The organism is Nonomuraea sp. JJY05, from assembly GCF_043496855.1.
Classification (GTDB): domain Bacteria; phylum Actinomycetota; class Actinomycetes; order Streptosporangiales; family Streptosporangiaceae; genus Nonomuraea.
In genome coordinates, this window is record NZ_JBIEIS010000007.1 from 11,615 (window position 1) to 34,187 (window position 22,573).

The window sequence follows — 22,573 nt, forward strand, 5'->3', positions numbered from 1 at the left end:
GAGTTGTTACTGTGCGATCACATGAGGAGACTCATCGTGATCGCGGCTCTGCTCGGCTGCTACCCCGCGCTGTTGTTGTCTGCCCTCTGGCCCGCGCCGGCGGTGTTCGGTACGGTCGCCGCGCTCTCCTATGCGGTGGAGTACGCGGCCTCACGCGCCGCCAGACCGCTGCCCGAGCTGCTCGGCAGGGTGCACCTCGGGGTCACGCTGCGTTTCGCCGCCAGGGAGACCATGGCGCTGCTGCTGGTGGCACGGATAGCGGGGGTGGACTCGCCGTGGTTCGTGGCGCTGGCGTCGGGCATCTTCGCGATCCACGTGGTGCGGGCCGGGCATACCGCGCTGGCGCTGCGGCTCAAGGGGATGCTCAGCCGGATGCCGGTGACCACCCGCAACCTCGACGTCTCGGCGCTGCGCATCCCGAAGATGCCGCCCCCGTTCCTGCGTGACAGCCGCAGCGTGCGCTTCCTCTACCTGGACGCGCTGCCGGTGATCGGCGCCGCCGTCGGCGCCGTGCCCGCCGCGATCGGCGCCGGTCTGGCGGTCCTGCTGGGCATCGCGGGGGCACTCGCGCTCATCCCGTACGTGCGCCGCGCCACGCCGCTCACCGACAAGGCCAGGGTGCTGGCCGTCGTGGGCGAGCAGGTCGAGAAGTACCGGCCCGAGGTCATCCTCTACTTCTCCGGCGCCACCGCGGCCGCCTACCAGGCCCGGATGTGGCTGCCCACGCTGGAGCGCATCAGCCGGCGGGCCATCGTCGTGCTGCGCGAGCGCGGTATGGCCAACCACCTCGACGCGACCACGCTGCCGATGCTGTGCATCCCGTCGGCGGCCGACCTGATGAGCTTCCGTGCCCTGTCCGGCGCCAAGCTCTGCCTGTACGTCTCCAACGTCGGCAGGAACGTCCACATGCTGCGCATCCCGACCCTGCGCAGCGCCTTCCTCAACCACGGCGACAGCGACAAGGAGGCGTCGTTCAACCCGTTCTCCCGGGTGTACGACGAGGTGTGGGTGGCCGGTCCCGCGGGCCGCGACCGCTACCGCCGGGCCAGGGTGGGCGTCAGGGACGAGAACATCCACGAGGTCGGCCGGCCGCAGCTCGAAGGCATCTCGACGGAGGGGCCGCAGCTGCCGTACCGCACCGTCCTGTACGCCCCCACCTGGGAGGGCTGGAACGACGACCTGTTCCACACGTCGCTGATCACCATGGGGCCGCGCATCGTGCGGGCGCTGCTCGACCACCGGCCGCGGGTGCGCGTGATCTACAAGCCGCACCCGCTGACCGGCCACCGCGACCGCAGCGCCACCCGCGCGCACCGGAAGATCGTGGCCATGATCGAGGCGGCCGAGCTGGCCAAGTCGAAGGCCAGGCACCCGTCGCGGGCGACCGGGGAGACGCCGCGGATCGAGCATCTGATCGTCACCGGCCCCGAGCCGCACCTGTACGACTGCTTCAACCAGTGCGACCTGCTGATCAGCGACATCTCCAGCGTCGTGGCCGACTTCCTGGCCGCCGAGAAGCCGTACGCGGTGACGAACGTCGCCGGCCTGGACGAGCGCGCCTTCCACGAGCGCTACCCGAGCACCGAGGCGGGCGTGCTGATCGGGGAGGACCTGGCCGGGCTCGCGGAGTTCCTCGACGGGGAGGACACGCTGGCCCGGGCCAGGATCAAGCTCAGGAGCCACCTGTTCGGGGCGGAGTATCCGGACGCGCTGACCCGCTTCGACGCCGCCGTCGAGCGGGTCTTCGCCGAGTCATGACCGGGGCGGCCTGGCCAGCTTCTTCGGGCTGGTGAGGAAGCCCCAGCCCCAGGAGCAGTGCATGGCGGCGTACACGATCGGCAGCCGCAGCCGCGCCCCCGGGGGCAGCCCGCTGCCCGTCACCGCGGAACCCGCCGCGATGGCGACCGCGTAGCCGCCGGGGACGATGAGCGCCCAGGGGAAGAACGGCGAGACGACCAGCCCCAGCAGCATGGCCAGCACCGCGGTGGGCGGCGCCAGATAGCGCAGGTTGATCGTGCCCTCGTGGGTGCGCGCGACCACCCGCCGCCACCTGCCGTAGTGGAAGTACTGCTTGGCCAGGGCCTTGACGTTGGGGCGGGGGCGGTAGGAGACCCGCATGCGCGGCTGGAACCAGACCAGGCCGCCGCTCTCGCGGATGCGGTGGTTCATCTCCCAGTCCTGCGCCCGCTGGAAGTGCTCGTCGTAGCCGCCCACCCGGTCGAGCGCCGAGCGGCGGAAGACGCCCAGGTAGACGGTGTCGGCGGGGCCCGCGGTGCCGCCCACGTGGAAGGCGGCGGCGCCCACGCCGATCTTGGACGTCATGGCGCAGGCGACGGCCTGCTCGAAGGGCGTGACGCCCTCGGCCGCCATGACGCCGCCCACGTTGTCGGCGCCGGTCTCGGCCAGCGTCTCGACGGCGACGCGCAGGTAGTCGGGGGGAAGCATGGCGTGCCCGTCGACCCGGGCGATGATGCCGTTGCGCGAGGCGGCGATGGCGGCGTTGAGCGCGTTGGGGGTGCGGCCCGTCGGGTTGGGCACGACCGTCACCCGCGGGTCGGCCGCCGCTATGGCGTCGGCGACCTCCTGGGTGCGGTCCTGGGACGGACCCACGGCGAGCACGACTTCGATCTCACCTGGGTAGCTCTGGGCGAGGACCTGGTCGACGGCCTCGCGAAGGTGCCGCTCCTCGTTGAGGACCGGCATGACGACGGAGATAGGGGGCCAGGCGCGCGTCTCCGCGGGGGCCTGCGGCGAGTCGGGGAACTGCTTCATGGCGGGGCTCACGCTACTGTACGACCAGGGGAGTCGGGCAATCGAAAGCCTGATCCTCCGGGTGACAAAAGGGGGACGGGATGCGCGACCCGGGCGAGGAGGACGGCGGTGTGCTCGTGGGCGGCGACGCCTACGGCGGCGTCAAGCTCGCGCCCACGCGTCCCCGCAGGCCGCTCAGGAGCGCCAAGGCCCGCCGTCGCAACGTCGTCATCGCCGGGTTCCTGTCCACCGGGGTCCTGGTCGCCACCGGCGTGGTGTGGGCGACCCCGCGCCAGATCGGTACCGTCGACGCCGGGGTGACCGTGCCGGCGGCCCGCGGCGCCGAGAACATCCTGCTGGTCGGCGTCGACAAGCGCGACGACCTCACCCGGCAGCAGCAGAACCGGCTCAAGCTGGGCCGCGAGTCCGGCCAGCGCACCGACACCATGATGGTCATCCACCTGTCGGAGGACCACAGGCGGGTCACCGTGGTGAGCCTGCCGCGCGACACCTGGACGACGATCCCCGGCAAGGGCGACCACAAGATCAATTCGGCGTACCAGTTCGGCGGGCCCAAGCTCGCCAAGGAGGCCGTCGAGGCGGCCACCGGGCTGCAGATCAACCGCTACATCGAGGTCAACATCCTCGGCTTCATCGACGTCGTCGACTCCCTCGGCGGCGTCACCGTCTGCACACCCGTGCCGATCAACGACCCCAAGACCGGGCTCAACCTGCCCGCCGGCACCCACCAGCTCGAGGGCGTGCAGGCGCTCGGCTACGCCCGCACCCGCGCCACCGCGCGCTCCGACCTCGACCGCATCGACCGGCAGCAGCAGGTCATCTCGGCCCTGCTCAACCGGGCGCTCAGCGCCGACACCCTGGCCAACCCGGCCAAGCTGGCCTCGTTCGTCAACTCCACGCTGAGCACGGTCAAGGTCGATCCCGACGACGGGCTCCTCGGCCTGGCCACCCAGCTGCGGGACGTCTCGCTCGACGACGTGCGCTTCGCCGAGGTGCCGCTGTCCAACGTCGACTTCAAGGCGCCCACGGGCGAGTCCGCGGTCCTGTGGGACAAGCCGGCCGCCCGCGACATGTTCGCGAAGATCAACGCGGACCAGGACCTGACCAAGCCCGCCGTCTCCCCCTCGCCCACCCCTTCGGTCAAGCCGTCGGCCATCCCGCCCGGCAGCATCACGGTCAAGGTCAAGAACGGCACGCTCATCACGGGCCTCGGCGCCCGCACCAAGGAGGGCCTGGTCGCGTACGGCTTCAAGGTCCCCGGCCAGCCCGGCAACACGACCAAGAAGGACTACAAGAAGACGCTCATCCATTACGGCGCGGGCCACGAGGCCGAGGCCAAGGTCGTGGCCGCCGCCATCCCGGGAGCCGAGCTCGACAAGACCGACGTCAAGGGCATCGAAGTGATCGTCGGCAGCGATCAGCCGAAGATCGCGAAATCCAAGTCGGCTTCCACGCCCTCGGCGAAACCGAGTGTTACTCCGACCACCAAAACGGCAATGCAGAACATATGTAAGAAACAGTAATAACAGTCGGCGGTTCGGCAGGTGAAGACCTCATGGTGGTCAGGTCGTGGCGGGAGGACCCCTGTACGGTGCTGCACGTCGCGGGCGACCTCGACGTGGCAGGCGCTCCCCGGCTGCGGGACGAGCTCGAACAGGCCATCGCCGCCGCCGACCCGCTCAACCTCGTCGTCGACCTGACCGAGGTGCCCTTCTGCGACTCGGTGGGCCTCGGCGTGCTGGTGGCCACGCTCAACCACGTCCGGCGCGTGAACGGCCGCCTGATCCTGGTGCTCGCCCCCGGCATGATCCGCCACCTGCTGACGATCACCAACCTCGACCGGCACTTCGAGACACGCGAGTCCCTCGGCGAGGCGCGCTCGGCCTTCGGCAGCGCCGCCTGACCTCGATCGGGACTCACCCGGGACGGTCCGACTGATCGCTTCCGTGCGAGAACATGGTCATATCATCACGGGCGCCCCTCGCCACGGCCGCGGCCGGGGAGAGCCCCTCAGGTGTGGAGGCCTTCACGTTGTTCGACCAGTTCCCCGAGCCGGGGCGCTCCCAGCTCGCGGCCGCCTTCGACGAGGGCAGGACCCGGCCTGAGTGGTGCTTCGTGGAGGGGCAGGTCCGCCTGGCGTTCTGGGCGTCCTTCCCCGGCTCGGCGCCGGTGACCATCTGGCAGTTCGACCCGGGCCCCGATCCGGTCGCCGCCGCGAAGGCGCTGCGCGACAGCCTGCGCACGATGGGACTGCGCAAGATAATCCACGACATTTCGCTCAAACCGGGGCTCGACCCCGTGGTCGACCGCGCCGTCGAGCACGAGGCCCTGACCCTGGCGGGGTTCGTCATGGAGGTCGAGCGGCTGGTGCTCGAATGGGTGGCGGGCAACGACGTCCCGCCCGACCCCGGCCGCCTGACGTACCGCCCCGCGCGCCGCATGGCCGAGGCCGAGGTGATCGACATCCTCGTACGCATCTCGGAGGGCTCGCTCGACCACGACACGCGGATCGAGGTGGCCACGTCGGGGGCCGAGCGGGAGGCCCGATGGATGTACGACGACCTGGTCAACCGCAAGGGCAAGCCCGACTGGTTCGTGATCGGCCACCTGGGCGACTCCCCCGTCGGCCTGGTGGCACCCGACGACCACTCGATCGCGTACATCGGCGTGGTGCCCGAGCACCGCGGTCACGGCTACGTCGACGACCTGCTGGCCAAGGGCACCCGCACGCTGGCCGAGGCGGGCGTGCAACGTATCGTCGCCGTCACGGACGTGGCGAACGTCCCGACCGCCGACGCCTTCCTGCGTGCTGAATACTCGGAGGTCGGCCGGTTGTTCCGCTATTACTGGAGGGCATCGTGAGACTCGGAGTCATGTTCGACCGGGAGCTTCCTCCCGAGCAGTTGATCCCGTTCGCCAAGGCGCTCGACGAGACGTCCGTGGACGACCTGTGGGTGGTGGAGGACCTGGGCTGGACCGGGGGCGTCTCGTCGGCCGCCACCGCGCTCGCCGTCACGTCCCGGCTGCGCGTCGGCATCGGCATCACGCCCGCTCCCCTGCGCAACCCGATGCTGCTGGCGATGGAGCTGGCCAACCTGGCCAGGGTGCATCCCGGGCGGCTGGCCGCCGGCATCGGGCACGGCGTGGGCGACTGGATGCGCCAGGTGGGCGCCGCCCCGTCGTCGCCGCTGGCGCTCCTGGAGGAGACGATCACGTCCGTGAGCGCGCTGCTGCGCGGCGAGACGGTCACCCTGCACGGCAGGTCCGTCCACCTGGACGGGGTGTCCCTGGTGCACCCGCCCGCCTCGCCCCCACCCGTGCTGGCCGGGGTGAAGGGGCCGCGCTCGCTGGCCCTGTCGGGCCGGGTCGCCCAGGGGACGATCATCCCCGAGGGCGTCGGGCCGGCGCAGCTGCCCGGGATCCTGGACCAGATCGGGGGCTCCGCGGATCACGAGCTCGTGGTCTTCTCCTTCCTCGACACCGACGGCGAGGTCCTGGAGAGCGCCCGTGCCATGGTGGAAGGGCAGGCCGGGTTCCTCGGGGTCGCGCCCGAGGAGGTGGCGATGGCGTCGGGGTCTCCTGAGGCCGCGGCCGAGCACGTCAAGGCGCTGTGGGCGGCCGGGGCCGCCACGGTGGCGGTGCGGCCGCTGGGCTCGGACCCGCTGCGGCACGTCACGGCCCTGCTGTCGGCCCTCTGACCCTCGTCCTCAGCCCTGACGCCCGTCCTCCGGCCTGACGCCCGCTCTCCGGCCTGACGCCCGTTCTGCGGGCCTGATGCTCGTTCTCTGGGCCTGATGCTCGTTCTCTGGGCCTGATGCTCGTTCTCTGGCCGAAAGGCCGATGGCGGGTCGCCCGCGTTCGGCCGGATGGTCGATGGCGGGCGGCGGGCGCTCGGCCACGATCGTCGTCATGAGCATCTCCATGAGGCGAGTCGTGGCGACAGGGGCGACGTTGGCGGCGGCGCTGGCGTTGACCGGCTGCAAGGTGGACCTGGACGCCAAGGAGGTCCGCACCGCGCAGGCGTTCCCGTTCACGGGCACCACGCTGAAGATCAGGGCCTCGCTGGGCGGCGTGCGCGTCCTGCCGGGCACCGGGGGCCGCGTCGAGGTCGAGCGGTGGGCACGCGGCAAGGCCGCCGACGACGGCAACGCCACCTGGTCCCTGCGGGAGGGCACCCTTCGCCTGAGCGCGGACTGCAGCGTGGTCTTCGGCGACTGCGGCGCCCGCTACCACGTCAAGGTCCCGCCCGGCGTGCCGCTGTCGATCGAGGCCGACGACGGCGTCATCCTGAACGGCCTCACCCAGGACGTCGACGTGGTCAGCCGGGACCGCATCCAGGTGTCCGGCGCCGCCGGAAAGCTGCGGCTGCGCAGCGAGGGCCCGATCACGGGTGAGGGGCTGAAGTCGCCGAGCGTCAGGTGCCGGACGTCGGACGGCGCGATCGACGTGTCGTTCGCCAGCCCGCCCAGCGCCCTCGACCTGAGCTCCAGCGACGGCCGGGTGACCGCCACCGTGCCCAGGGCGGCCTACGCGATCACCGCCCGCAGCACGGACGGCACCGAACGTTCGGAGCTCAAGCACGACGCCAAGAGCCCCAACACCATCAAGGCCCTGAGCGGCACCGGAGACGTCCGCATCCTCCAGGCCCGCTGACCACCGTTCACTGCCAGATGGCGGCGTAGAGCCCGTTCTCGGCGTTCACCTGGACCGGGGCCAGCCCCTTGGTCCTGAGGTCGTCGAACCGCTTCTGGTAGCCGGAGGAGGTCATGTCGATGTAGTGGGCCCAGGACTTGACGCCGTCCTTGCGCCACACCGCCGTGTACGTCCCGTCGGGCGCCACGGCCACCTTGACCGGCCGGAACCCCTGCTTCTTCTTGGCGTAGAACGCGGCCTCGTGCTGCTTCCTGGACTTGCCGTACGTGTAGTACCAGGCCCCGCCCGCGTTGACCGTCCACACGCCCACGTACCGCAGGTCGTCCGGGGTGCCGTACACGTCGACCGAGGTCAGCGCGAGCCCCTGGGCGGTGGCCCGCTTGTTGGCGGCGGCGAACTGGGCGGGGGTGAGGCCGGACCTGGCGAAGAACTTCCCGCGCCGCTTCTCGAAGACGGCCGTGAACACCGGCGCGTCGCCCGGCCCGGTGGCGGAGACGGAGACCGGCTGCGCCCCCTCCTTCAGCCCCTGGTCGAACCGCTGCTGGTACTCCTCGGCCGACATGCCCTGCCAGAGGCCCCAGTTGGCCGGCGAGCCGCCCTTGACCCACACGGCCGCGTACCGCTCCCCATCGGAGACGTTCACCGTGATCGGCCGGAAGCCCTGAGCCCTGAGCTGCTTGACCCGGGCCACGCTCTGCTCAGCGGTGAGGCCGTGGTAGGCGACCCAGGCCGGACGCGCCTGCGCGCCGGCCGCGGGCGCCACCACGGCCACCGGGACCGTCATTCCGATCAGCAAGGCCGCGATCTTGCTCGTGCTCCGCATGACCCTCCCATGCAGGATTCTTTACGAGTTCGTGGGATTGCGGACCGACCATAACAGCCTTTACTGACCAACCGCTGGCAGCTCCGCTCAGCCGACCTTCTCGAACGGGGTCGGCGTCTGGCCCGTCCAGAGGAAGAGCTGGGCGTGACTGGTGTGCTTGGTGACCCCGCCCTCGGTGACGGTCCCGGACTTGGAGACGTAGTAGCGGCCGCCGCCGAGCGAGATCAGGCCGTACTCGCCGCCGAACTCCCAGCCCCTGACCCCGGAGGCCTCATGCTGGAGCCCGCCCGGCGCCAGCGCGAGCAGCCGGCCCCGCTCGGGCTGCGGCTGCCCGACGATGTCGACCTCCGTGGGCCGCTCGCGGCCGTTCACCATGAAGAACGAGTAGTTGGGGAACTGCGGCTTCTTGCCCTTGTAGACGGCCATCATCCAGTTGCCCGTGAAGTCGTCGTACTCCAGGTTCTGCACGCCGTAGGTGGTGTTGCCGGTGTACGCGAAGTACTTGCCGTCTACCTGCTCCGGGCCGCTCCTGTGCGGGTCGCTCTCGGTGAGCGGCTTCTCGTACTTCTTCCACCGCTCGATGTCGTACTGGAGGAGAACCTGGTAGTCATTGTCGTTGCGCGTGGTGTTGGAGTAGATCCCGTACGCCACGGTCAGCAGCTGCTTGCCGTGCTTCTTGCCGAACTCGGGGCCGAAGGACACGCCGTCGATGCCGCTGCAGCCGTACCGGTGGTCGGGGGTGTTGCCCACGTTGCCGTCGAACTTGCCGTCGCCGTTCATGTCGGCGGCGTAGTCGGCGACGACCTCCTTGAGGTAGACCGTCTTGACGACGTCACTGGTCTGGGCGTCCATGCCCATGCTGGTGATGCGGTCGACGTCGAAGATCGCGATGTAGAACGACTCCTGCTCCTTGTACTCCAGGGAGCCGTACACCCGGCCGTCCTTGGCGTTGAAGTCCAGATCGCCGAGGTGCCCGGTGAAGCCCGTCACCGAGCCCACGGGGTTGCCCTTGAGGTCGGTCTTGACGAGGACGTTGGTGAAGGAGAAGTACATGTACCCCTTGCGCTCGTCTATGGCGATCCCCTGGACGTGCCCCTCGGTCCAGGCGCCGCCGTAGATCTCGTTCGGCAACTCGCGGTGGCGGTCGTCGGCGGTGGCGGGGGCGGCGAGCAGGCCGAGCGATGCGGTGGCGGCCACAGCGAGCGTCAGGACTTTGCGCATGTTTGCGGTACCCGTCTTCGGTTAGGGATCAGACCGAAACCTGACGGTATACCGACCGAATGTCGTTGTCTGACATATGCATGAACTGGCAGTGAAGTCAGCCCGAACTACCCATTCAGGGGCAATGCGCCTCGAAGCCTGACCGCGTCCCCTCAGGGGGTCGGGGGTTGCCCGGGGGTGTCGAGCGCGACCAGTTCGATCTCGAAGCCGTCCCTGTCCTCCAGGTATGCGGCGTAGTGATGCTCCCCGCCCGCGTACGGGTGGCGATCGGGGAACATCAACGTCCAGCCGTTCGCGGGCGCCTGCTCGGCCAACGCATCCACCTCGGCGCGGCTCCCCACGTGGAAGGCCAGATGGTTCAGCCCGGGGCGGCAGCGGTCGTGCCGGTCGGCGCTGAGCGCGGGCGACCGCTCGAGCACCAGGTACGTGGCCCCCAGCCGCCAGCTGCGGCCGTGCTCCCAGTCCTGGTGGAGGGTGTAGCCGAGCGCCTCCAGCAGCCACTGCCAGCTCGCGACGGCCCGCGGCAGGTCGGGCACCCAGATCTCGACGTGATGCAGCGTCCCGGTCGCCGGTTCTCCGCTCATTCCGTACATACCCCCTCGATCTCGACGGACCCCTGCGCCGCGGGCGGGTCACCGGCTCGATTCGACCGGGCGCACGGCCCGCCGCCCGCGTCGCCTCAGAGCTTGGAGATGTAGTACATGTTGCCGCCCGGCTGCAGGATCTTGGCCAGGACGGAGGCCTTGATGGTGTGGGTGCCGCCGGTCGGCTTCCACGGGTCGTACACGGTGACGGTGCCCACCGTCTTGTCGTAACCGTAGGCGATGATGGCGTGGCCGACGTTGGTGCCCTTGATCTTGCCCTTGTTCCAGGGCAGCTGCTCCATCCACACCGCCAGCACCGGCGCCCGGCGCAGATCCCCGATGTTCCCGGAGACCCGGTTCATCAGCACGACCGCGTTGCCGTCCGCGTCGGTGGGGCTCATGACCTTGTAGCCGCGCGGCTTGAGGTAGGCGTTGACCACCGGCAGCGCGTTCACGCCCTTGGTGCCGGCGGAGGCCGTGGTCTTCATCTTCTTGGCGAGGGTCGACTGGCTGACGTTGACGCCGAAGGTCGACAGGCTCATCGACGACGAGGCGGGGACGCAGAAGTAGTTGGTCTCCTGGCGCTGGCCCTTGAGGTTGAGCTGGTACTTCAGGGGCGTGAAGAGGCCCTTGGGCGTCGCGTTGGCGGGCGAGGTCGGGGCGGCGGCGGACGAGGGGGACGGGGTGGGAGCCGGGGTGCCGGGGGACGCGTAGGCCGGCGACGCGGCGGTGAAGCCCAGGACGCCCACGGTCACGGCTGCGGCAAGGGCGACGCCGGTGCCCGCTCTACGGTTCTTCACTTGATCACTCCACACATGTCACACAGAGATCTGACAGTAGTCAGGGACCGTAGTTGATCTGCCAAGAGTGTGCAAATGGTGGCTCATGGTGACATTGGGATAGACGGGGACATTCGCGAGATGGCCGGATGCGGACGCCGGTGACCGCCAACCCGGCGATCGCAGCAACCGTCCCACTGATGTCACGTTCCATCTCCAGCCATACGGAGCCCGCAGTGCTCAAGCGTCTTCTCGCGGCAATCGGCGTCGCGGCCGTGGTCCTGCCGTCAGCCGGTACGCCCGCTCAGGCCGCGACCCCGGCCGTCCAGATCGTCAAGGTGTATTACGACTCGCCGGGGTCCGACCGGGGCGGCAACGTCTCGCTCAACGGCGAATACGCGGTGCTGCGCAACATGAGCAGGCAAGGCATCCAGCTCGAGAACTGGATCCTGCGGGACGAGACCGGCTATAAATATCGATTTCCCAGGTTCACCCTCAAGCCCGGCAAATCAGTGACCGTACGCTCGGGCCAGGGGAGCAACACCTCGACCACCCTGTACTGGGATCGCAAATGGTACGTCTGGAACAACGACGGGGACACGGCCGGCCTCTACCGGAGCAGCGACCTCAAGAAGATCGACGGCTGCACCTGGGGACGCGGCGGCATCTCCACCGCCTGCCAGTAGGTCCTGACCGCGTCGGCGGGCACTGGCCAGAGGGCGGGCACATGGTGCGAGCTAGCCTGGCAAGGTGAGCATTACCGCTGGTAGCTACACGTTCGGACCCGATTCCGGCCGGCTCCTCATCCATACGACCCGCACCGGCCTGGGCGCGAAGGCGGGCCACGATCTCACCATCGAGGTCACCCGCTGGAGCGGCGACGCCACCATCGACCCCGCCACCCCGGCCGACTCCACGCTGACCGTCGAGGTCGACGCGGGGTCGCTCGAGGTCCGGACGGGGACGGGCGGCGTCAAGCCGCTCACGAACTCCGACCGCGAGGAGATCGAGCGAAACATCCGGGAGAAGATCCTGCACGCCGGCCGATATCCGGCCATCACCTACCGGGCGACCCGGGTCGACGGCACCGCGGAGTCGTTCCACATCGAGGGCGACCTCACCCTCGTCGGGGTCACCCGGGTGGTGACGGTCCAGGGCCTGTTCGCCAATGACCGCGTACGGGGCTCGGCGACCATCGTGCAGTCCCGGTGGGGGATCCGGCCTTATTCGGCGCTGTTCGGCGCGCTCAAGCTGAACGACGAGGTCGAGATACGGTTCGACCTCGGCCTGGCGCCCAAGGGCTGAGCTCCCGCCTGCCCGGCCTTGGCCGGACCCCTTGGGTAATAGGGCCGCGCCCTCCCAATGTCACAGCTCGGGCCCCTTGGCGCGAAGCGCTCCCATGCGAGGACCGCGCCTTTGGGGCCGGGATCGTCTCCCTGAGCAGATCGCGCTCTTCGGCGGGAGCGTGGAGGGAGAAGCTCATGTGTCAGATATCAGGAGGTCCGACCTTCTTGTTACTAGGCGGTACGGTTTGCGAAGAGGTGCAGGTGGCACGTACGAGGTAGCGAGGCCCGGTAGCATGCCTGCGCGATCGAAAGGAGCTCACTCGTGCCATATCGCCTCACGGTGATCGGGACCGGATACCTGGGCATCACCCATGCGGCGTGCATGGCTGATCTCGGATTCGACGTCCTGGGCCTTGATATCGACGCCGACAAGATCCGCAGACTCAATCAAGGGGAGCTCCCGATCCACGAGCCCGGGCTCGAACCCGTGCTCCGCCGTGGGCTCGAATCCGGCCGCCTTCGCTTCACCACCTCGTACGAGGAGGTCGCCGCCTTCGGCGACGTGCACTTCGTCTGTGTGGGCACTCCCCAGAAACGCGGCGAATATGCCGCGGACGTCACGTACATGGACAACGCGATCGAGTCCCTCGCCCCCTTCCTCGACCGCCAGTGCCTGGTCGTGGGCAAGTCCACCGTGCCCGTCGGCACCGCCGAGCGGCTCGCGGACAAGCTCACCCGCCTCGCGCCCGCCGGAGGGCAGGCCGAGCTGGCCTGGAACCCCGAGTTCCTGCGGGAGGGGTTCGCGGTCGAGGACACCTTGCACCCGGATCGCATCGTGCTCGGCGTTCGCACCGAGCGGGCGGAGAAGGTGCTGCGCGAGGTCTACGAGCCGCTGGGCGAGGTTCCGTTCGTGGTGACCGATTTCGCCACGTCCGAGCTGGTCAAGACGGCCGCGAACGCGTTCCTGGCCACCAAGATCTCGTTCATCAACGCGATGGCCGAGGTCTGCGAGGCCGCGCACGCCGACGTCAAGCAGCTGTCCGAGGCGCTGTCGTACGACGACAGGATCGGCGGGCGGTTCCTGAACGCGGGCCTCGGGTTCGGCGGCGGCTGCCTGCCCAAGGACATCAGGGCCTTCATGGCCCGGGCCGGGGAGCTGGGAGCGGACCAGGCGCTGACGTTCCTGCGCGAGGTGGACGCCATCAACATGCGGCGGCGCGCCCGCATGGTCGATCTGGCCAGGGAGCTGGCCGGAGGCTCGTTCCACGGATGCACCGTGGGCGTGCTGGGCGCCGCGTTCAAGCCCAACTCGGACGACATCCGCGACTCCCCCGCGCTGGACGTCGCCGTGACCATCGGCCACCAGGGCGGACAGGTCACCGTGTACGACCCCATCGCGCTCGGCAACGCCCGTAAGGCTCACCCCGAGCTGAACTATGGCGAATCAGCCGTGGACGCGGTGCGAGGAGCGCACGTGGTGCTGCTGCTCACCGAGTGGCAGGAGTTCGTGGAGCTCGACCCCGAGGAGCTGGGAGCCGTGGTGGCGACCCGGCGCATCGTGGACGGGCGTAATGCCCTCAATGCCGAGACGTGGCGGTCCGCCGGATGGCACTACCGCGCCCTCGGCCGCCCCTGACGAATCGTTCCCCCGCCTACGACAGCCCCCGGCCGCCGTAGGCGCACCCCCATCACGACCCGAGGTTCGCGGCCTCCGCGCGCAGCTTCTCGCCCTTGGCGTACGCCTGCTCCTTCAGCCGCTCCTGGAACTCCTCCATCCGCTCCCGCAACCCGGGGTCGGACACGGCGAGGATGCGTACGGCCAGCAGGCCTGCGTTGCGGGCCCCGCCGACCGCCACCGTCGCCACCGGCACCCCGGCGGGCATCTGGACGATCGACAGCAGCGAGTCCATCCCGTCGAGGTACTTCAGCGGCACCGGCACCCCGATCACCGGCAGCGGCGTGACGGAGGCCAGCATGCCGGGCAGGTGCGCGGCGCCCCCGGCCCCGGCGATGATCACCTGGAGGCCCCGGGAGGCGGCCTGGCGGCCGTAGTCGATCATCTCGGCCGGCATGCGGTGCGCCGAGACCACGTCGGCCTCGAAGGGCACGCCGAACTCGGCGACCGCCTCCGCGGCGGCCTTCATGACCGGCCAGTCGGAGTCGCTCCCCATCACGATTCCTACGGTCACGATGCCGCCTTCGCCGGCATCGGGAGTGCAGGGACGGTGCTTCGCTCTCTCACGTGTACTCCCCGGTGGTGAGGTAGACGGCGGCGTGGCGGGCGCGGGCGCGCACCTCGTCGAGGTTGGAGCCGAGGGCCGTCACGTGGCCGATCTTGCGGCCAGGGCGCACCTCTTTGCCGTAGAAGTGCAGCTTGATGCCCGGATCGTGGGCCAGCACGTGCTCGTAGCGCTTGAACAGGTCGGGCTCTTCGCCGCCGAGCAGGTTGGCCATGACGACGACCTGGGCGGTCATCTTGGGCGAGCCGAGCGGCAGGTCCAGCACCGCCCTCAGATGCTGCTCGAACTGCGACGTCGTCGAGCCCTCGATGGTCCAGTGGCCGCTGTTGTGCGGGCGCATGGCCAGCTCGTTGACCACGAGCCCGTTCGGCGTGTCGAAGAGCTCGACCGCGAGCAGCCCGGTCACGCCGAGCTCGTGGGCGATCTTCAGGCCGATGCGCTGCGCCTGCGCGGAGTACTCGGGGTCCAGCCCCGGCGCGGGCGCGATGACCTCGACGCAGATGCCGTCCTGCTGCACGGTCTCCACGACCGGGTAGCTGACGCCCTGCCCGTGCGGCGAGCGGGCGACCAGCACCGCCAGCTCCCGCTCGAACGGCACGAACGCCTCCGCGAGCAGCTCGACCCCGGTCGCGAACGCCTCCGCGACCTCCTCTGCCGACCGGCACACCCACACGCCGCGGCCGTCGTAGCCGCCGCGCACCGACTTCAGGACCATCGGCCAGCCGTGCTGCTCCGCGAAACGCGTGGCCTCTTCGGGCGACGACACGCGCGCCCACGCCGGGCACGGCACGCCGATCGCGGTCAGCCGCTCGCGCATGACGGCCTTGTCCTGGGCGTGCACGAGGGCGTCGGCCCCGGGATGCACGGCGTGGCCGGCCTCGGTCAGGGCCCGGATGTGCTCGGTGGGCACGTGCTCGTGGTCGAAGGTGATCGCGTCGCAGCCCTTGGCGAACTCGCGCAGATCATCCAGATCGCGGTAATCTCCGAGGCGCGTGTCGACGATCACGCGGGCGGCGCTCTCCTCCGGCGTGTTGGCCAGCACCCGCAGCTCGACGCCGAGCGCGATGGCCGGCGGCTGCGACATCCTGGCCAGCTGGCCTGCGCCGACGATGCCGACGACCGGCCCGATGGGGCTGTAGGAACTCACGCCAGGTGAGCTTACCGGGACGGAACGACTTTCCCGGACTCCCCCGGGCTGGGCGGCCGTTCCGGGTTGCCTTCGCAGGCACGACCGCCCAGCGCTCCGCTCCGCCCGCTATGCCGGTTCACGGGCGATGTGCAACGCAGCGTAATGCCCAACTGTCGTAAATGCCGGGCATAGGGCGATATTTCTAAGTGGTAAGTTCACCAGCCTGACGTCGGCCCTACATGGCGGCCGGTACGCTGAGTTGAGTCAGGCTCGCCGAGGGAAGGGACCGAGCAGAGACGTGGACTTCGTAAAGCGCCTCTACGAGCGGTTCTCCTCACTTGTGCACGAACTTGCCAAGTTCGGCAGCATCGGGGCCGTCGCCTTCCTGATCGACTTCGGCCTCCTCAACCTCTGCAACGTGGTGCTGGGATTCGGGCCGCTGACGTCCAAGGTGGTGGCGACGACGATCTCCACGACCTTCGCCTACATCGGCAACCGCTTCTGGACGTTCCGGGACCGCGACCAGAGCGGCCTGGGACGCGAATACTTCCTGTTCTTCCTGCTCAACGGCATCGCGCTGCTGTTCGGCATGCTGACGATCGGCTTCACCACCTACACGCTCGACCGGCACGACGCGCTCAGCATCAACATCGCCAACATCGTGGGCGTCGGGCTCGGCACGCTGTTCCGCTACTGGTCGTACAAGAAGTGGGTGTTCCTGGAGGCCACCGAGCCGATCCCGATGGAGCTGCCCGAGACCGGGGTCAAGCAGGACCGCTGACCACCCGCGTCCTGGCGCCGTCGTCCTCGGCGGGGCGCAGGAAGATGGCGAACGTCGCCGGGCGGCGCCGTACCAGTTCCAGCCTGCCGCCGTCGGCCGCGGCCAGCGCGCGGGCGAGCGTCAGCCCGAGACCGGTGCCTCCGCCGCCGCTGACGTTCCGCTCGAAGATCTTGGGGGCGATCTCGTCGGCGATGCCCGGACCCTCGTCCGCGACCTCGATCACCACGTAGTTGTCGCCGCTGGTCGAGGTGACGGTGACGTCGCCGCCGCCGTGGCGCAGGGAGTTCTCCAGCAGCGACGCGATCACCTGGCCGAAGCCGCCGGTGGTGGCCATCGCCTTCAGGCTGCGGGCGCCTTCGAGCCGAAGGGTACGCTCCGCCTCCCGGAACACCGGCTCCCACTCCCTGATCTGCTGGATGATCACGTCGTCGATGGAGACCGGCTCGGCCTGGGCGTGGCGCTGGCGCCGCGCCGCCGCCAGCAGCTCGTCGATCACGGCGGTGAGCCGCTCCGCCTGCACGATCGCCGCCTCCCCTTCCTCCCGGACGACCTCCGGCTCGTCCGCGGCGGACACGATCTCCTCCAGGCGCATGGTGAGACCGGTCAAGGGAGTGCGGAGCTGGTGGGAGGCGTCGGTGGCGAACTCCCGCTCGCGGGTGAGCAGGTCGGAGATGCGGGTGGCGCTGCGGTCGAGCACTTGGGCCACCCGGTCGAGCTCGGGGATGCCGTAACGGTGTTTGCTCGGCCGGGCGTCTCCGGAGCCCAGCCGCTCGGCGATCTTCGCCAGGTCCTGCAGAGGCAGCGTCAGCCGCCGGGACTGTACGACGGCCAGACTCACGGCCACGGCCAGGGCGGCGACCGCCAGGGCCACGATGAGCATAAGTCGAGCCCGTACGTCCTGTTCCACCTGGTCGCGATCGCGACTTATACGGACATAGACGCCGGTGTTGGTCTGCGCGTCCTCGGTCATCAGGTGACCGGACGGCGGTGCACTGCCGACCACGGTCACCCGCAAAGGAGTTCCGCGTTCCCAGATCTGGATGTACCTGCCGGGATACTTCTGCTCCAGTTGCTGGGGGTCGAGCGGCGTCTCCTGGACGCGAGCGTACTCGACCTCTCCCACGAGGCGCTTGGCCTCCGCCCCGAGCTCCTGAGCCGCCTCGTCGACGATCAGCCGGCTGACGACGACACCCAGGGGGACCCCCAGCAGCAGAACCGCGATGACCGCGACGACCAGGGTTGAGGAGAGCAGTCGGCGGCGCATCTCCTACTCGCGTTCGAACCGGAAGCCGACTCCCCGGACGGTCGTGATGTAACGCGGCTTCGCGGCGTCGTCGCCGAGTTTGCGGCGTAGCCAGGAGATGTGCATGTCGAGGGTCTTGGTCGAACCCCACCAGTTCGTGTCCCAGACCTCACGCATGATCTGCTCCCGCGTGACCACCTTCCCGGCGTCGCGAACGAGCACACGCAGCAGGTCGAATTCCTTCGTTGTCAGATGCAGCTCCTTTTCCCCCATCCACGCGCGGCGGGAGTCGGCGTCTATACGGACGCCCTGGACGACCGGAGTCTCGGAGGTGCCGCGCCGGAGCAGCGCCCGTACCCGGGCGAGCAGTTCGGCGAGCCTGAACGGCTTCGTCACGTAGTCGTCCGCCCCGGCGTCGAGGCCGACGACGGTGTCCACCTCGTCGACGCGAGCGGTGAGAATCAGGACCGGAGTGCCGTGGCCTTCGGCCCGGATGCGACGAGCCACCTCCAGACCATCCATTTCGGGCAGTCCAAGGTCAAGAACGATGAGATCGATGCCGCCCGACAGCGCCCTTTCCAGGGCTTGCGGGCCGTCGGGGCTCACCTCGACCTGATAGCCCTCACGGCGCAATGCACGCGCGAGCGGCTCGGAGATCGAGGTGTCATCCTCGGCGAGAAGTACGCAGGTCATGAAGCGATCGTAGGACCTTAAGCGATCGTTTCCCGGGCACAGCGCGCGGTTTGACTCGCAGTTGACCTATCCATTGACCTGGGCAAACGCGGCTAAATATCGGTTAGTCGGGATTAAATTACCGCGATTACCGGGGAACAAAAGCAATGGAGTCCCCGATCCTCCGCCGCCCGGAAAAAACATTGTTGTTAACGTTGTCCCCCGTGACTGATCTGACCCTCTGGTACGACCGGCCGGCCACCGACTGGGAGACGCAGGCGTTACCCATCGGGAACGGCGCGCTCGGGGCGATGGTGTTCGGCGGGACGGACACCGAGCGGCTGCAGTTCAACGAGAAGAGCCTGTGGACGGGCGGCCCGGGGTCGCGGGAGGGATACGACTTCGGCGACTGGGCCGCTCCCCGGCCGGACGCGATCGCCGAGGTCCAGGAGGCGCTGGATCGCGACGGGCGGATGGCGCCGGAGGATGTGGCGGCCGCGCTGGGGCAGCCGAAGTCGGGCTTCGGCGCGTACCAGCCCTTCGGCGACCTCTGGCTGGACCTGGCCGGGCGGCCCGGCTCCCCCGCCGGCTACCGCCGGGAGCTGAGCCTTGGCGAGGCCGTGGCCAGGGTGACGTACACGGCGGAGGGGGTGCGGCACTCGCGCGAGTACTTCGCCAGTCACCCCGGGAACGTCGTCGCCGAGCGGATCACGCTGCACGTGGGGCGCTCGGGCCCGATCACGGTACGGACGGCCCTCGCCGGACGCTGCCGGATCTCCGGCGACGTGCGCCCGCGCCGCTCCGGGGACACGCTGAGCTGGGACGCCGAGGCGGGGACGGCCTACACCATCCTCGGCCGCTAGAGCTCGGATCGTATCCTGGGCGGCATGTCATCGGAGATCAGCATCGGCCGGCTCGCCGAACTCACCGGGCTGAGCGTGCACACGCTGCGCTTCTACGAGCGTGAGGGCCTCCTGCTCAATCCCGTGCGCCGGGGGCCGGGCGGACGGCGGATCTACAGCGAAGCGGACGCGCACTGGCTGACCACGTGCATCATCCTGCGTGCCTCGGGGATGCCGTTGCCCGCGATCCGGGAGTACACCGACCTCGTCAGGAACGGGACCGGGAACGAGGCGGAGCGCCTCACCATCATGCTGGAGCACCGGGAGCGGGTGCTGCGCCAGATGAGCGATCTCAACCGCTGCCTGGACCTCATCTCCTACAAGGTCGGCGTGTACGAGGACATCATCTCCGAAACCACTGCATCCACCTGCTCGCCCCAGGGCTGAAGCCTCCCCGATCTCAACAAAACGGGTATCAGGCGCGTCTCAGTGATCAATACCTCAACGGAAAGGGTCATTGACGTGGTCGCCACCCCCACCAGAACGTTCGCCGTCGCCGCCACCGCCGCCCTGGCACTGTCCCTGGCAGCCGCCCCCGCCTCGGCAGGGGCCAGCGGGCGGCTGATGAACGGCGCCACCGACCTCTGCCTGGCCGTGGGCAAGAGCGAGGTGAAGGCCGGCAAGAAAGTCATCCAGTGGACCTGCTCCGACAACAAGGACCAGCAGTGGATCTACAAGGGGCGCAAGCTGGTCAACGCCAAGACCGGCATGTGCCTGGCGATCGCGCACGGCTCCACGGTCAAGGGCAAGTACGCGATCCAGTGGCCGTGCACCGACGGCGGGATCGAGCAGGAGTGGATCTACGACGACATGCAGCGCCTGCGCAACCGGGCCACCGGCCTGTGCCTGGCGGTCGGCAAGGGCGAGCGCAAGAAGGGTAAGTGGATCATCCAGTGGACGTGCAGGGGCACGGGGGAGCAGGCGTGGCTCTGGCGGTGACGCCAAGGCGCCCCGTCCGGGGACGGGGCGCCTTCGGTGCCTCAGTGCCGCTCAGTCGTCGGACGACGGCGGTTCGGCGTAGCGGGCCAGGTAGAGCTGCTCGCCCAGGCTGCGGATGAGGCTGAGCTCCGTCTCCAGATAGTCGATGTGCTCCTCCTCGTCCTCCAGGATCTCCTCGAAGATCCGGGCCGAGGTGATGTCGCCCTTCTCGCGCATGAGCGCGATCGCCGGGCGCAGGCGCTGCACGACTGAGAGCTCGACCTCGAGGTCCGCCCTGAGCTGCTCCTCCACGGTCTGCCCGATGTGCAGAGTGCCCAGGCGTTGATAGTTGGGCAGGCCCTCCAGGAAGAGGATGCGATCGGTCAGACGCTCCGCGTGGCGCATCTCGTCGATCGACTCCGCACGGGTGTGCTCGGCGAGTTTCGTGTAGCCCCAGTTCTCCTGCATCTTGGCGTGCAGGAAGTACTGGTTGATCGCGGTTAGCTCGGCGGTCAGCTGCTCGTTGAGCAGCTCGATGATCTGCTTGTCGCCCTGCATGGAACGGGCCCCTCGCTATGCGGTCGTCAGTTCTTCAGACCGTTTCAGGATTGCACAGATCTTCCGTACACATCGGGCACAGTCACCACCGGCACCAGTGGTGTCGCGGATCTGCTTGGCACTCTTGGCCCCGGAGGCGATGCAGTCGTGCACCTCGTTTTCCGTCACGGCACGACAAATGCACACGTACATCCGGGGACAGGCCTCTCGCAAGCGAAGTCGGGGGCGCCATAAGGTTAGGCACACCTAAGCTACCCCACTTCGGTAAGGCTTGCCTATGTTAGGTCGGCCACATCAGCCTATCCACGTGCTCATGGCCTCCACTCCTCCAGGTGGGGCGCCTCGGCGCCGATCGTGGTGGAGTCACCGTGTCCCGTATGTACGACGGTCTCCGGAGGCAGGGTCAGCAGCCGCTCCCTGATCGAGTCGATGATCGTGTCGAACGAGCTGTAGGACCGGCCGGTCGCCCCCGGGCCGCCCTTGAAGAGGGTGTCGCCGCTGAACAGGGCACCCAGGTCGGGGGCGTACAGGCACACCGCGCCGGGCGCGTGGCCGGGGGTGTGGACGACCTCCAGCGCGATGCCGCCGACCTCGATCTTCTCGCCGTCGGCCAGCGGCTCGTACGCCACCGCGTCCCCGTACTGCTGCTCCCACAGCACCTGGTCGGCGGGGTGCAGCCGGATGGGCGCCCCGGTGCGGTCTGCGAGGGGCTTGGCGGCGTTGATGTGGTCGTTGTGCGCGTGCGTGCAGACGATGGCCTTGACCGTGCGCCCGCCCACCCGCTCGGCGATCGGCGCGGCGTCGTGGGCGGCGTCGATGACGACGACCTCGCGGGCGTCGCCGATCAGCCAGACGTTGTTGTCGACGTCCCAGGTGCCGCCGTCCAGCGAGAACGTGCCCGAGGTGATGACCCTGTCGATCATCAGAACGTCACCACCGAACGCAGCACCTCGCCGCGGTGCATCTTCGCGAACGCCTCCTCGACCTGCCCGATCCCGATCGTCTCGGAGACGAACTTGTCGAGCGGCAGCCGGTTCTGCAGGAACAGGTCGATGAGCATCGGGAAGTCGCGGGAGGGCAGGCAGTCGCCGTACCAGGAGGACTTCAGCGCGCCACCGCGCCCGAAGACGTCGAGGAAGGGCAGCTCCAGCGTCATGTCAGGGGTGGGGACGCCGACCAGGACGACCGTGCCGGCCAGGTCGCGGGCGTAGAAGGCCTGCTTGTACGTCTCGGGGCGGCCCACCGCCTCGATGACCACGTCGGCGCCGAAGCCGCCGGTCAGGTCGCGGATCGCCTCGACCGGGTCGCTCTCGCGGGAGTTGACGGTGTGGGTGGCGCCGAAGTCGCGCGCCCAGCCCAGCTTGCGGTCGTCGACGTCGACGGCGATGACCTTCGCGGCCCCGGCCAGCGAGGCGCCGAGGATCGCGGCGTCGCCGACGCCGCCGCAGCCGATGACGGCGACCGAGTCGCCGCGCGTCACGCCGCCGGTGTTGATCGCGGCGCCGAGGCCCGCCATGACACCGCAGCCCAGCAGACCCGCCACCTGCGCGGGCGCCTCGGCGGAGACCTTAGTGCACTGGCCCGCGGCGACCAGCGTCTTCTCCAGGAACGCGCCGATGCCCAGCGCGGGCGACAGCACCGTGCCGTCCTTGAGCGTCATCTTCTGCGTGGCGTTGTGGGTGGCGAAGCAGTACCACGGGCGCCCGCGCAGGCACGCGCGGCACTGGCCGCACACCGCGCGCCAGTTGAGGATCACGAAGTCGCCGGGCTCGACCTCGGTGACGCCGGGGCCCACCGCCTCGACGACGCCCGCCGCCTCGTGGCCGAGCAGGAACGGGAAGTCGTCGTTGATCCCGCCCTCGCGATAGTGCAGGTCAGTGTGGCAGACCCCGCAGGCCTGCACGTTGACGACCGCCTCGCCGGGACCTGGGTCCGGCACCACGACCGTCTCGAGCGAAACTTCCTGGCCCTTGGCCCGGGCGACGACGCCCTGCACTTCGTACGGCATGCCA

26 protein-coding genes are annotated in these 22,573 nt (G+C 69.3%); 13 read left to right on the top strand and 13 right to left on the bottom strand.

The genetic code is table 11. The features are described 5' to 3' along the window. Nucleotides 1–21 precede the first annotated feature (21 nt). Complete coding sequence (locus tag ACFKCF_RS11525) at nucleotides 22–1,758, top strand: CDP-glycerol glycerophosphotransferase family protein (RefSeq protein WP_394492989.1); 1,737 nt, start codon at nucleotides 22–24, stop codon at nucleotides 1,756–1,758. On the opposite strand, the gene ACFKCF_RS11530 is transcribed toward ACFKCF_RS11525, so the two are convergent. Next, nucleotides 1,753–2,772: a glycosyltransferase family 2 protein gene (locus tag ACFKCF_RS11530; protein WP_394492990.1), complete on the bottom strand. Its 1,020-nt coding sequence runs from the start codon at nucleotides 2,770–2,772 to the stop codon at nucleotides 1,753–1,755. The two genes, ACFKCF_RS11525 and ACFKCF_RS11530, sit on opposite strands and share 6 nt — an antisense overlap. Before the next feature lie 80 nt (nucleotides 2,773–2,852). Between ACFKCF_RS11530 and ACFKCF_RS11535 the strand changes: the two genes are divergently transcribed. From ACFKCF_RS11535 to ACFKCF_RS11555, 5 genes are all read left to right on the top strand, one after another. After that, a complete protein-coding gene (locus tag ACFKCF_RS11535) occupies nucleotides 2,853–4,295 on the top strand; it encodes an LCP family protein (RefSeq protein WP_394492991.1) in 1,443 nt (480 codons plus the stop codon). Nucleotides 4,296–4,327: 32 nt separating this feature from the next. Beyond that, nucleotides 4,328–4,675: an STAS domain-containing protein gene (locus ACFKCF_RS11540; RefSeq protein WP_394492992.1), complete on the top strand. Its 348-nt coding sequence runs from the start codon at nucleotides 4,328–4,330 to the stop codon at nucleotides 4,673–4,675. A gap of 53 nt (nucleotides 4,676–4,728) precedes the next feature. Then, a complete protein-coding gene (locus ACFKCF_RS11545; protein WP_394492993.1) occupies nucleotides 4,729–5,634 on the top strand; it encodes a GNAT family N-acetyltransferase in 906 nt (301 codons plus the stop codon). Continuing rightward, the gene (locus ACFKCF_RS11550; RefSeq protein WP_394492994.1) at nucleotides 5,631–6,470 is read left to right on the top strand and encodes an LLM class flavin-dependent oxidoreductase; all 840 of its coding nucleotides are present in this window, start codon (nucleotides 5,631–5,633) and stop codon (nucleotides 6,468–6,470) included. Before ACFKCF_RS11545 ends, ACFKCF_RS11550 begins: the two co-directional genes overlap by 4 nt. Before the next feature lie 211 nt (nucleotides 6,471–6,681). Beyond that, nucleotides 6,682–7,425: a hypothetical protein gene (locus ACFKCF_RS11555; RefSeq protein ID WP_394492995.1), complete on the top strand. Its 744-nt coding sequence runs from the start codon at nucleotides 6,682–6,684 to the stop codon at nucleotides 7,423–7,425. 7 nt (nucleotides 7,426–7,432) lie between these two features. Here ACFKCF_RS11555 and ACFKCF_RS11560 read toward each other — a convergent pair whose 3' ends face one another. The 4 genes from ACFKCF_RS11560 to ACFKCF_RS11575 form a co-directional block, all read right to left on the bottom strand. Continuing rightward, on the bottom strand, nucleotides 7,433–8,248 hold the full coding sequence (locus ACFKCF_RS11560) for a hypothetical protein (protein WP_394492996.1): 816 nt from the start codon (nucleotides 8,246–8,248) through the stop codon (nucleotides 7,433–7,435). A gap of 87 nt (nucleotides 8,249–8,335) precedes the next feature. Next, nucleotides 8,336–9,469, bottom strand: a complete 1,134-nt coding sequence (locus tag ACFKCF_RS11565; protein WP_394492997.1) for a hypothetical protein — start codon at nucleotides 9,467–9,469, stop codon at nucleotides 8,336–8,338. A gap of 152 nt (nucleotides 9,470–9,621) precedes the next feature. Further along, on the bottom strand, nucleotides 9,622–10,053 hold the full coding sequence (locus ACFKCF_RS11570) for a VOC family protein (protein WP_394492998.1): 432 nt from the start codon (nucleotides 10,051–10,053) through the stop codon (nucleotides 9,622–9,624). A 95-nt stretch (nucleotides 10,054–10,148) separates the two neighbouring features. Further along, nucleotides 10,149–10,853 carry a C39 family peptidase gene (locus ACFKCF_RS11575; protein WP_394492999.1) on the bottom strand — a complete coding sequence of 235 codons (705 nt, stop codon included), beginning with the start codon at nucleotides 10,851–10,853 and terminating at the stop codon, nucleotides 10,149–10,151. Between the two features lie 215 nt (nucleotides 10,854–11,068). Here ACFKCF_RS11575 and ACFKCF_RS11580 point away from each other — a divergent pair, with 215 nt between their 5' ends. The 3 genes from ACFKCF_RS11580 to ACFKCF_RS11590 all read left to right on the top strand — a co-directional run bounded on the left by ACFKCF_RS11580 (nucleotide 11,069) and on the right by ACFKCF_RS11590 (nucleotide 13,754). Continuing rightward, a complete protein-coding gene (locus ACFKCF_RS11580) occupies nucleotides 11,069–11,518 on the top strand; it encodes a lamin tail domain-containing protein (RefSeq protein ID WP_394493000.1) in 450 nt (149 codons plus the stop codon). Nucleotides 11,519–11,582: 64 nt separating this feature from the next. Beyond that, on the top strand, nucleotides 11,583–12,137 hold the full coding sequence (locus ACFKCF_RS11585) for a YceI family protein (RefSeq protein ID WP_394493001.1): 555 nt from the start codon (nucleotides 11,583–11,585) through the stop codon (nucleotides 12,135–12,137). 303 nt (nucleotides 12,138–12,440) lie between these two features. Next, on the top strand, nucleotides 12,441–13,754 hold the full coding sequence (locus tag ACFKCF_RS11590) for a UDP-glucose dehydrogenase family protein (protein ID WP_394493002.1): 1,314 nt from the start codon (nucleotides 12,441–12,443) through the stop codon (nucleotides 13,752–13,754). 52 nt (nucleotides 13,755–13,806) lie between these two features. Here the strand turns inward: ACFKCF_RS11590 and purE are convergent, their stop codons facing one another. Together purE and ACFKCF_RS11600 are read right to left on the bottom strand one after the other, a co-directional pair. Further along, complete coding sequence (gene purE / locus ACFKCF_RS11595) at nucleotides 13,807–14,289, bottom strand: 5-(carboxyamino)imidazole ribonucleotide mutase (RefSeq protein WP_394493387.1); 483 nt, start codon at nucleotides 14,287–14,289, stop codon at nucleotides 13,807–13,809. Nucleotides 14,290–14,356: 67 nt separating this feature from the next. Then, on the bottom strand, nucleotides 14,357–15,505 hold the full coding sequence (locus ACFKCF_RS11600; RefSeq protein ID WP_394493003.1) for a 5-(carboxyamino)imidazole ribonucleotide synthase: 1,149 nt from the start codon (nucleotides 15,503–15,505) through the stop codon (nucleotides 14,357–14,359). A 280-nt stretch (nucleotides 15,506–15,785) separates the two neighbouring features. Here ACFKCF_RS11600 and ACFKCF_RS11605 point away from each other — a divergent pair, with 280 nt between their 5' ends. Continuing rightward, entirely contained in the window at nucleotides 15,786–16,268 is a 483-nt protein-coding gene (locus ACFKCF_RS11605) for a GtrA family protein (protein WP_355370847.1), read from the top strand. On the opposite strand, the gene ACFKCF_RS11610 is transcribed toward ACFKCF_RS11605, so the two are convergent. Further along, nucleotides 16,252–17,532, bottom strand: coding sequence for an ATP-binding protein (locus ACFKCF_RS11610; RefSeq protein WP_394493004.1), 1,281 nt, complete (start codon nucleotides 17,530–17,532; stop codon nucleotides 16,252–16,254). The genes ACFKCF_RS11605 and ACFKCF_RS11610 overlap by 17 nt on opposite strands. Before the next feature lie 3 nt (nucleotides 17,533–17,535). Further along, entirely contained in the window at nucleotides 17,536–18,204 is a 669-nt protein-coding gene (locus ACFKCF_RS11615) for a response regulator transcription factor (RefSeq protein WP_043620820.1), read from the bottom strand. A gap of 203 nt (nucleotides 18,205–18,407) precedes the next feature. On the opposite strand from ACFKCF_RS11615, the gene ACFKCF_RS11620 reads away from it, so the two are divergent. From ACFKCF_RS11620 to ACFKCF_RS11630, 3 genes are all read left to right on the top strand, one after another. Next, nucleotides 18,408–19,046 (top strand): glycoside hydrolase N-terminal domain-containing protein, encoded by a 639-nt coding sequence (locus ACFKCF_RS11620; RefSeq protein ID WP_394493005.1) that lies wholly within the window; start codon nucleotides 18,408–18,410, stop codon nucleotides 19,044–19,046. A 24-nt stretch (nucleotides 19,047–19,070) separates the two neighbouring features. Beyond that, nucleotides 19,071–19,472: a MerR family transcriptional regulator gene (locus ACFKCF_RS11625; RefSeq protein ID WP_394493006.1), complete on the top strand. Its 402-nt coding sequence runs from the start codon at nucleotides 19,071–19,073 to the stop codon at nucleotides 19,470–19,472. A 75-nt stretch (nucleotides 19,473–19,547) separates the two neighbouring features. After that, nucleotides 19,548–20,024, top strand: a complete 477-nt coding sequence (locus tag ACFKCF_RS11630) for an RICIN domain-containing protein (RefSeq protein WP_394493007.1) — start codon at nucleotides 19,548–19,550, stop codon at nucleotides 20,022–20,024. Nucleotides 20,025–20,075: 51 nt separating this feature from the next. On the opposite strand, the gene bfr is transcribed toward ACFKCF_RS11630, so the two are convergent. The 4 genes from bfr to ACFKCF_RS11650 all read right to left on the bottom strand — a co-directional run bounded on the left by bfr (nucleotide 20,076) and on the right by ACFKCF_RS11650 (nucleotide 22,569). Further along, the gene (bfr, locus tag ACFKCF_RS11635; protein ID WP_192790157.1) at nucleotides 20,076–20,561 is read right to left on the bottom strand and encodes a bacterioferritin; all 486 of its coding nucleotides are present in this window, start codon (nucleotides 20,559–20,561) and stop codon (nucleotides 20,076–20,078) included. 15 nt (nucleotides 20,562–20,576) lie between these two features. Further along, nucleotides 20,577–20,753, bottom strand: a complete 177-nt coding sequence (locus tag ACFKCF_RS11640; RefSeq protein WP_138669932.1) for a bacterioferritin-associated ferredoxin — start codon at nucleotides 20,751–20,753, stop codon at nucleotides 20,577–20,579. A gap of 119 nt (nucleotides 20,754–20,872) precedes the next feature. Then, entirely contained in the window at nucleotides 20,873–21,484 is a 612-nt protein-coding gene (locus ACFKCF_RS11645; RefSeq protein ID WP_394493008.1) for an MBL fold metallo-hydrolase, read from the bottom strand. After that, the gene (locus ACFKCF_RS11650) at nucleotides 21,484–22,569 is read right to left on the bottom strand and encodes an S-(hydroxymethyl)mycothiol dehydrogenase (protein WP_394493009.1); all 1,086 of its coding nucleotides are present in this window, start codon (nucleotides 22,567–22,569) and stop codon (nucleotides 21,484–21,486) included. The genes ACFKCF_RS11645 and ACFKCF_RS11650 overlap by 1 nt, the downstream gene beginning before the upstream one ends. Nucleotides 22,570–22,573 lie beyond the last annotated feature (4 nt).

What these genes read in the sequence shown, in the direction of transcription:
- ACFKCF_RS11525 (WP_394492989.1), top strand. Translation starts at nt 22, where the DNA reads ATGAGGAGACTCATCGTGATCGCGGCTCTGCTCGGCTGCTACCCCGCG.
- ACFKCF_RS11530 (WP_394492990.1), bottom strand. Translation starts at nt 2,772, where the DNA reads ATGAAGCAGTTCCCCGACTCGCCGCAGGCCCCCGCGGAGACGCGCGCC.
- ACFKCF_RS11535 (WP_394492991.1), top strand. Translation starts at nt 2,853, where the DNA reads ATGCGCGACCCGGGCGAGGAGGACGGCGGTGTGCTCGTGGGCGGCGAC.
- ACFKCF_RS11540 (WP_394492992.1), top strand. Translation starts at nt 4,328, where the DNA reads ATGGTGGTCAGGTCGTGGCGGGAGGACCCCTGTACGGTGCTGCACGTC.
- ACFKCF_RS11545 (WP_394492993.1), top strand. Translation starts at nt 4,729, where the DNA reads ATGGTCATATCATCACGGGCGCCCCTCGCCACGGCCGCGGCCGGGGAG.
- ACFKCF_RS11555 (WP_394492995.1), top strand. Translation starts at nt 6,682, where the DNA reads ATGAGCATCTCCATGAGGCGAGTCGTGGCGACAGGGGCGACGTTGGCG.
- ACFKCF_RS11560 (WP_394492996.1), bottom strand. Translation starts at nt 8,248, where the DNA reads ATGCGGAGCACGAGCAAGATCGCGGCCTTGCTGATCGGAATGACGGTC.
- ACFKCF_RS11565 (WP_394492997.1), bottom strand. Translation starts at nt 9,469, where the DNA reads ATGCGCAAAGTCCTGACGCTCGCTGTGGCCGCCACCGCATCGCTCGGC.
- ACFKCF_RS11570 (WP_394492998.1), bottom strand. Translation starts at nt 10,053, where the DNA reads ATGAGCGGAGAACCGGCGACCGGGACGCTGCATCACGTCGAGATCTGG.
- purE (WP_394493387.1), bottom strand. Translation starts at nt 14,289, where the DNA reads ATGGGGAGCGACTCCGACTGGCCGGTCATGAAGGCCGCCGCGGAGGCG.
- ACFKCF_RS11610 (WP_394493004.1), bottom strand. Translation starts at nt 17,532, where the DNA reads ATGCGCCGCCGACTGCTCTCCTCAACCCTGGTCGTCGCGGTCATCGCG.
- ACFKCF_RS11615 (WP_043620820.1), bottom strand. Translation starts at nt 18,204, where the DNA reads ATGACCTGCGTACTTCTCGCCGAGGATGACACCTCGATCTCCGAGCCG.
- ACFKCF_RS11625 (WP_394493006.1), top strand. Translation starts at nt 19,071, where the DNA reads ATGTCATCGGAGATCAGCATCGGCCGGCTCGCCGAACTCACCGGGCTG.
- bfr (WP_192790157.1), bottom strand. Translation starts at nt 20,561, where the DNA reads ATGCAGGGCGACAAGCAGATCATCGAGCTGCTCAACGAGCAGCTGACC.
- ACFKCF_RS11640 (WP_138669932.1), bottom strand. Translation starts at nt 20,753, where the DNA reads ATGTACGTGTGCATTTGTCGTGCCGTGACGGAAAACGAGGTGCACGAC.
- ACFKCF_RS11645 (WP_394493008.1), bottom strand. Translation starts at nt 21,484, where the DNA reads ATGATCGACAGGGTCATCACCTCGGGCACGTTCTCGCTGGACGGCGGC.
- ACFKCF_RS11650 (WP_394493009.1), bottom strand. Translation starts at nt 22,569, where the DNA reads ATGCCGTACGAAGTGCAGGGCGTCGTCGCCCGGGCCAAGGGCCAGGAA.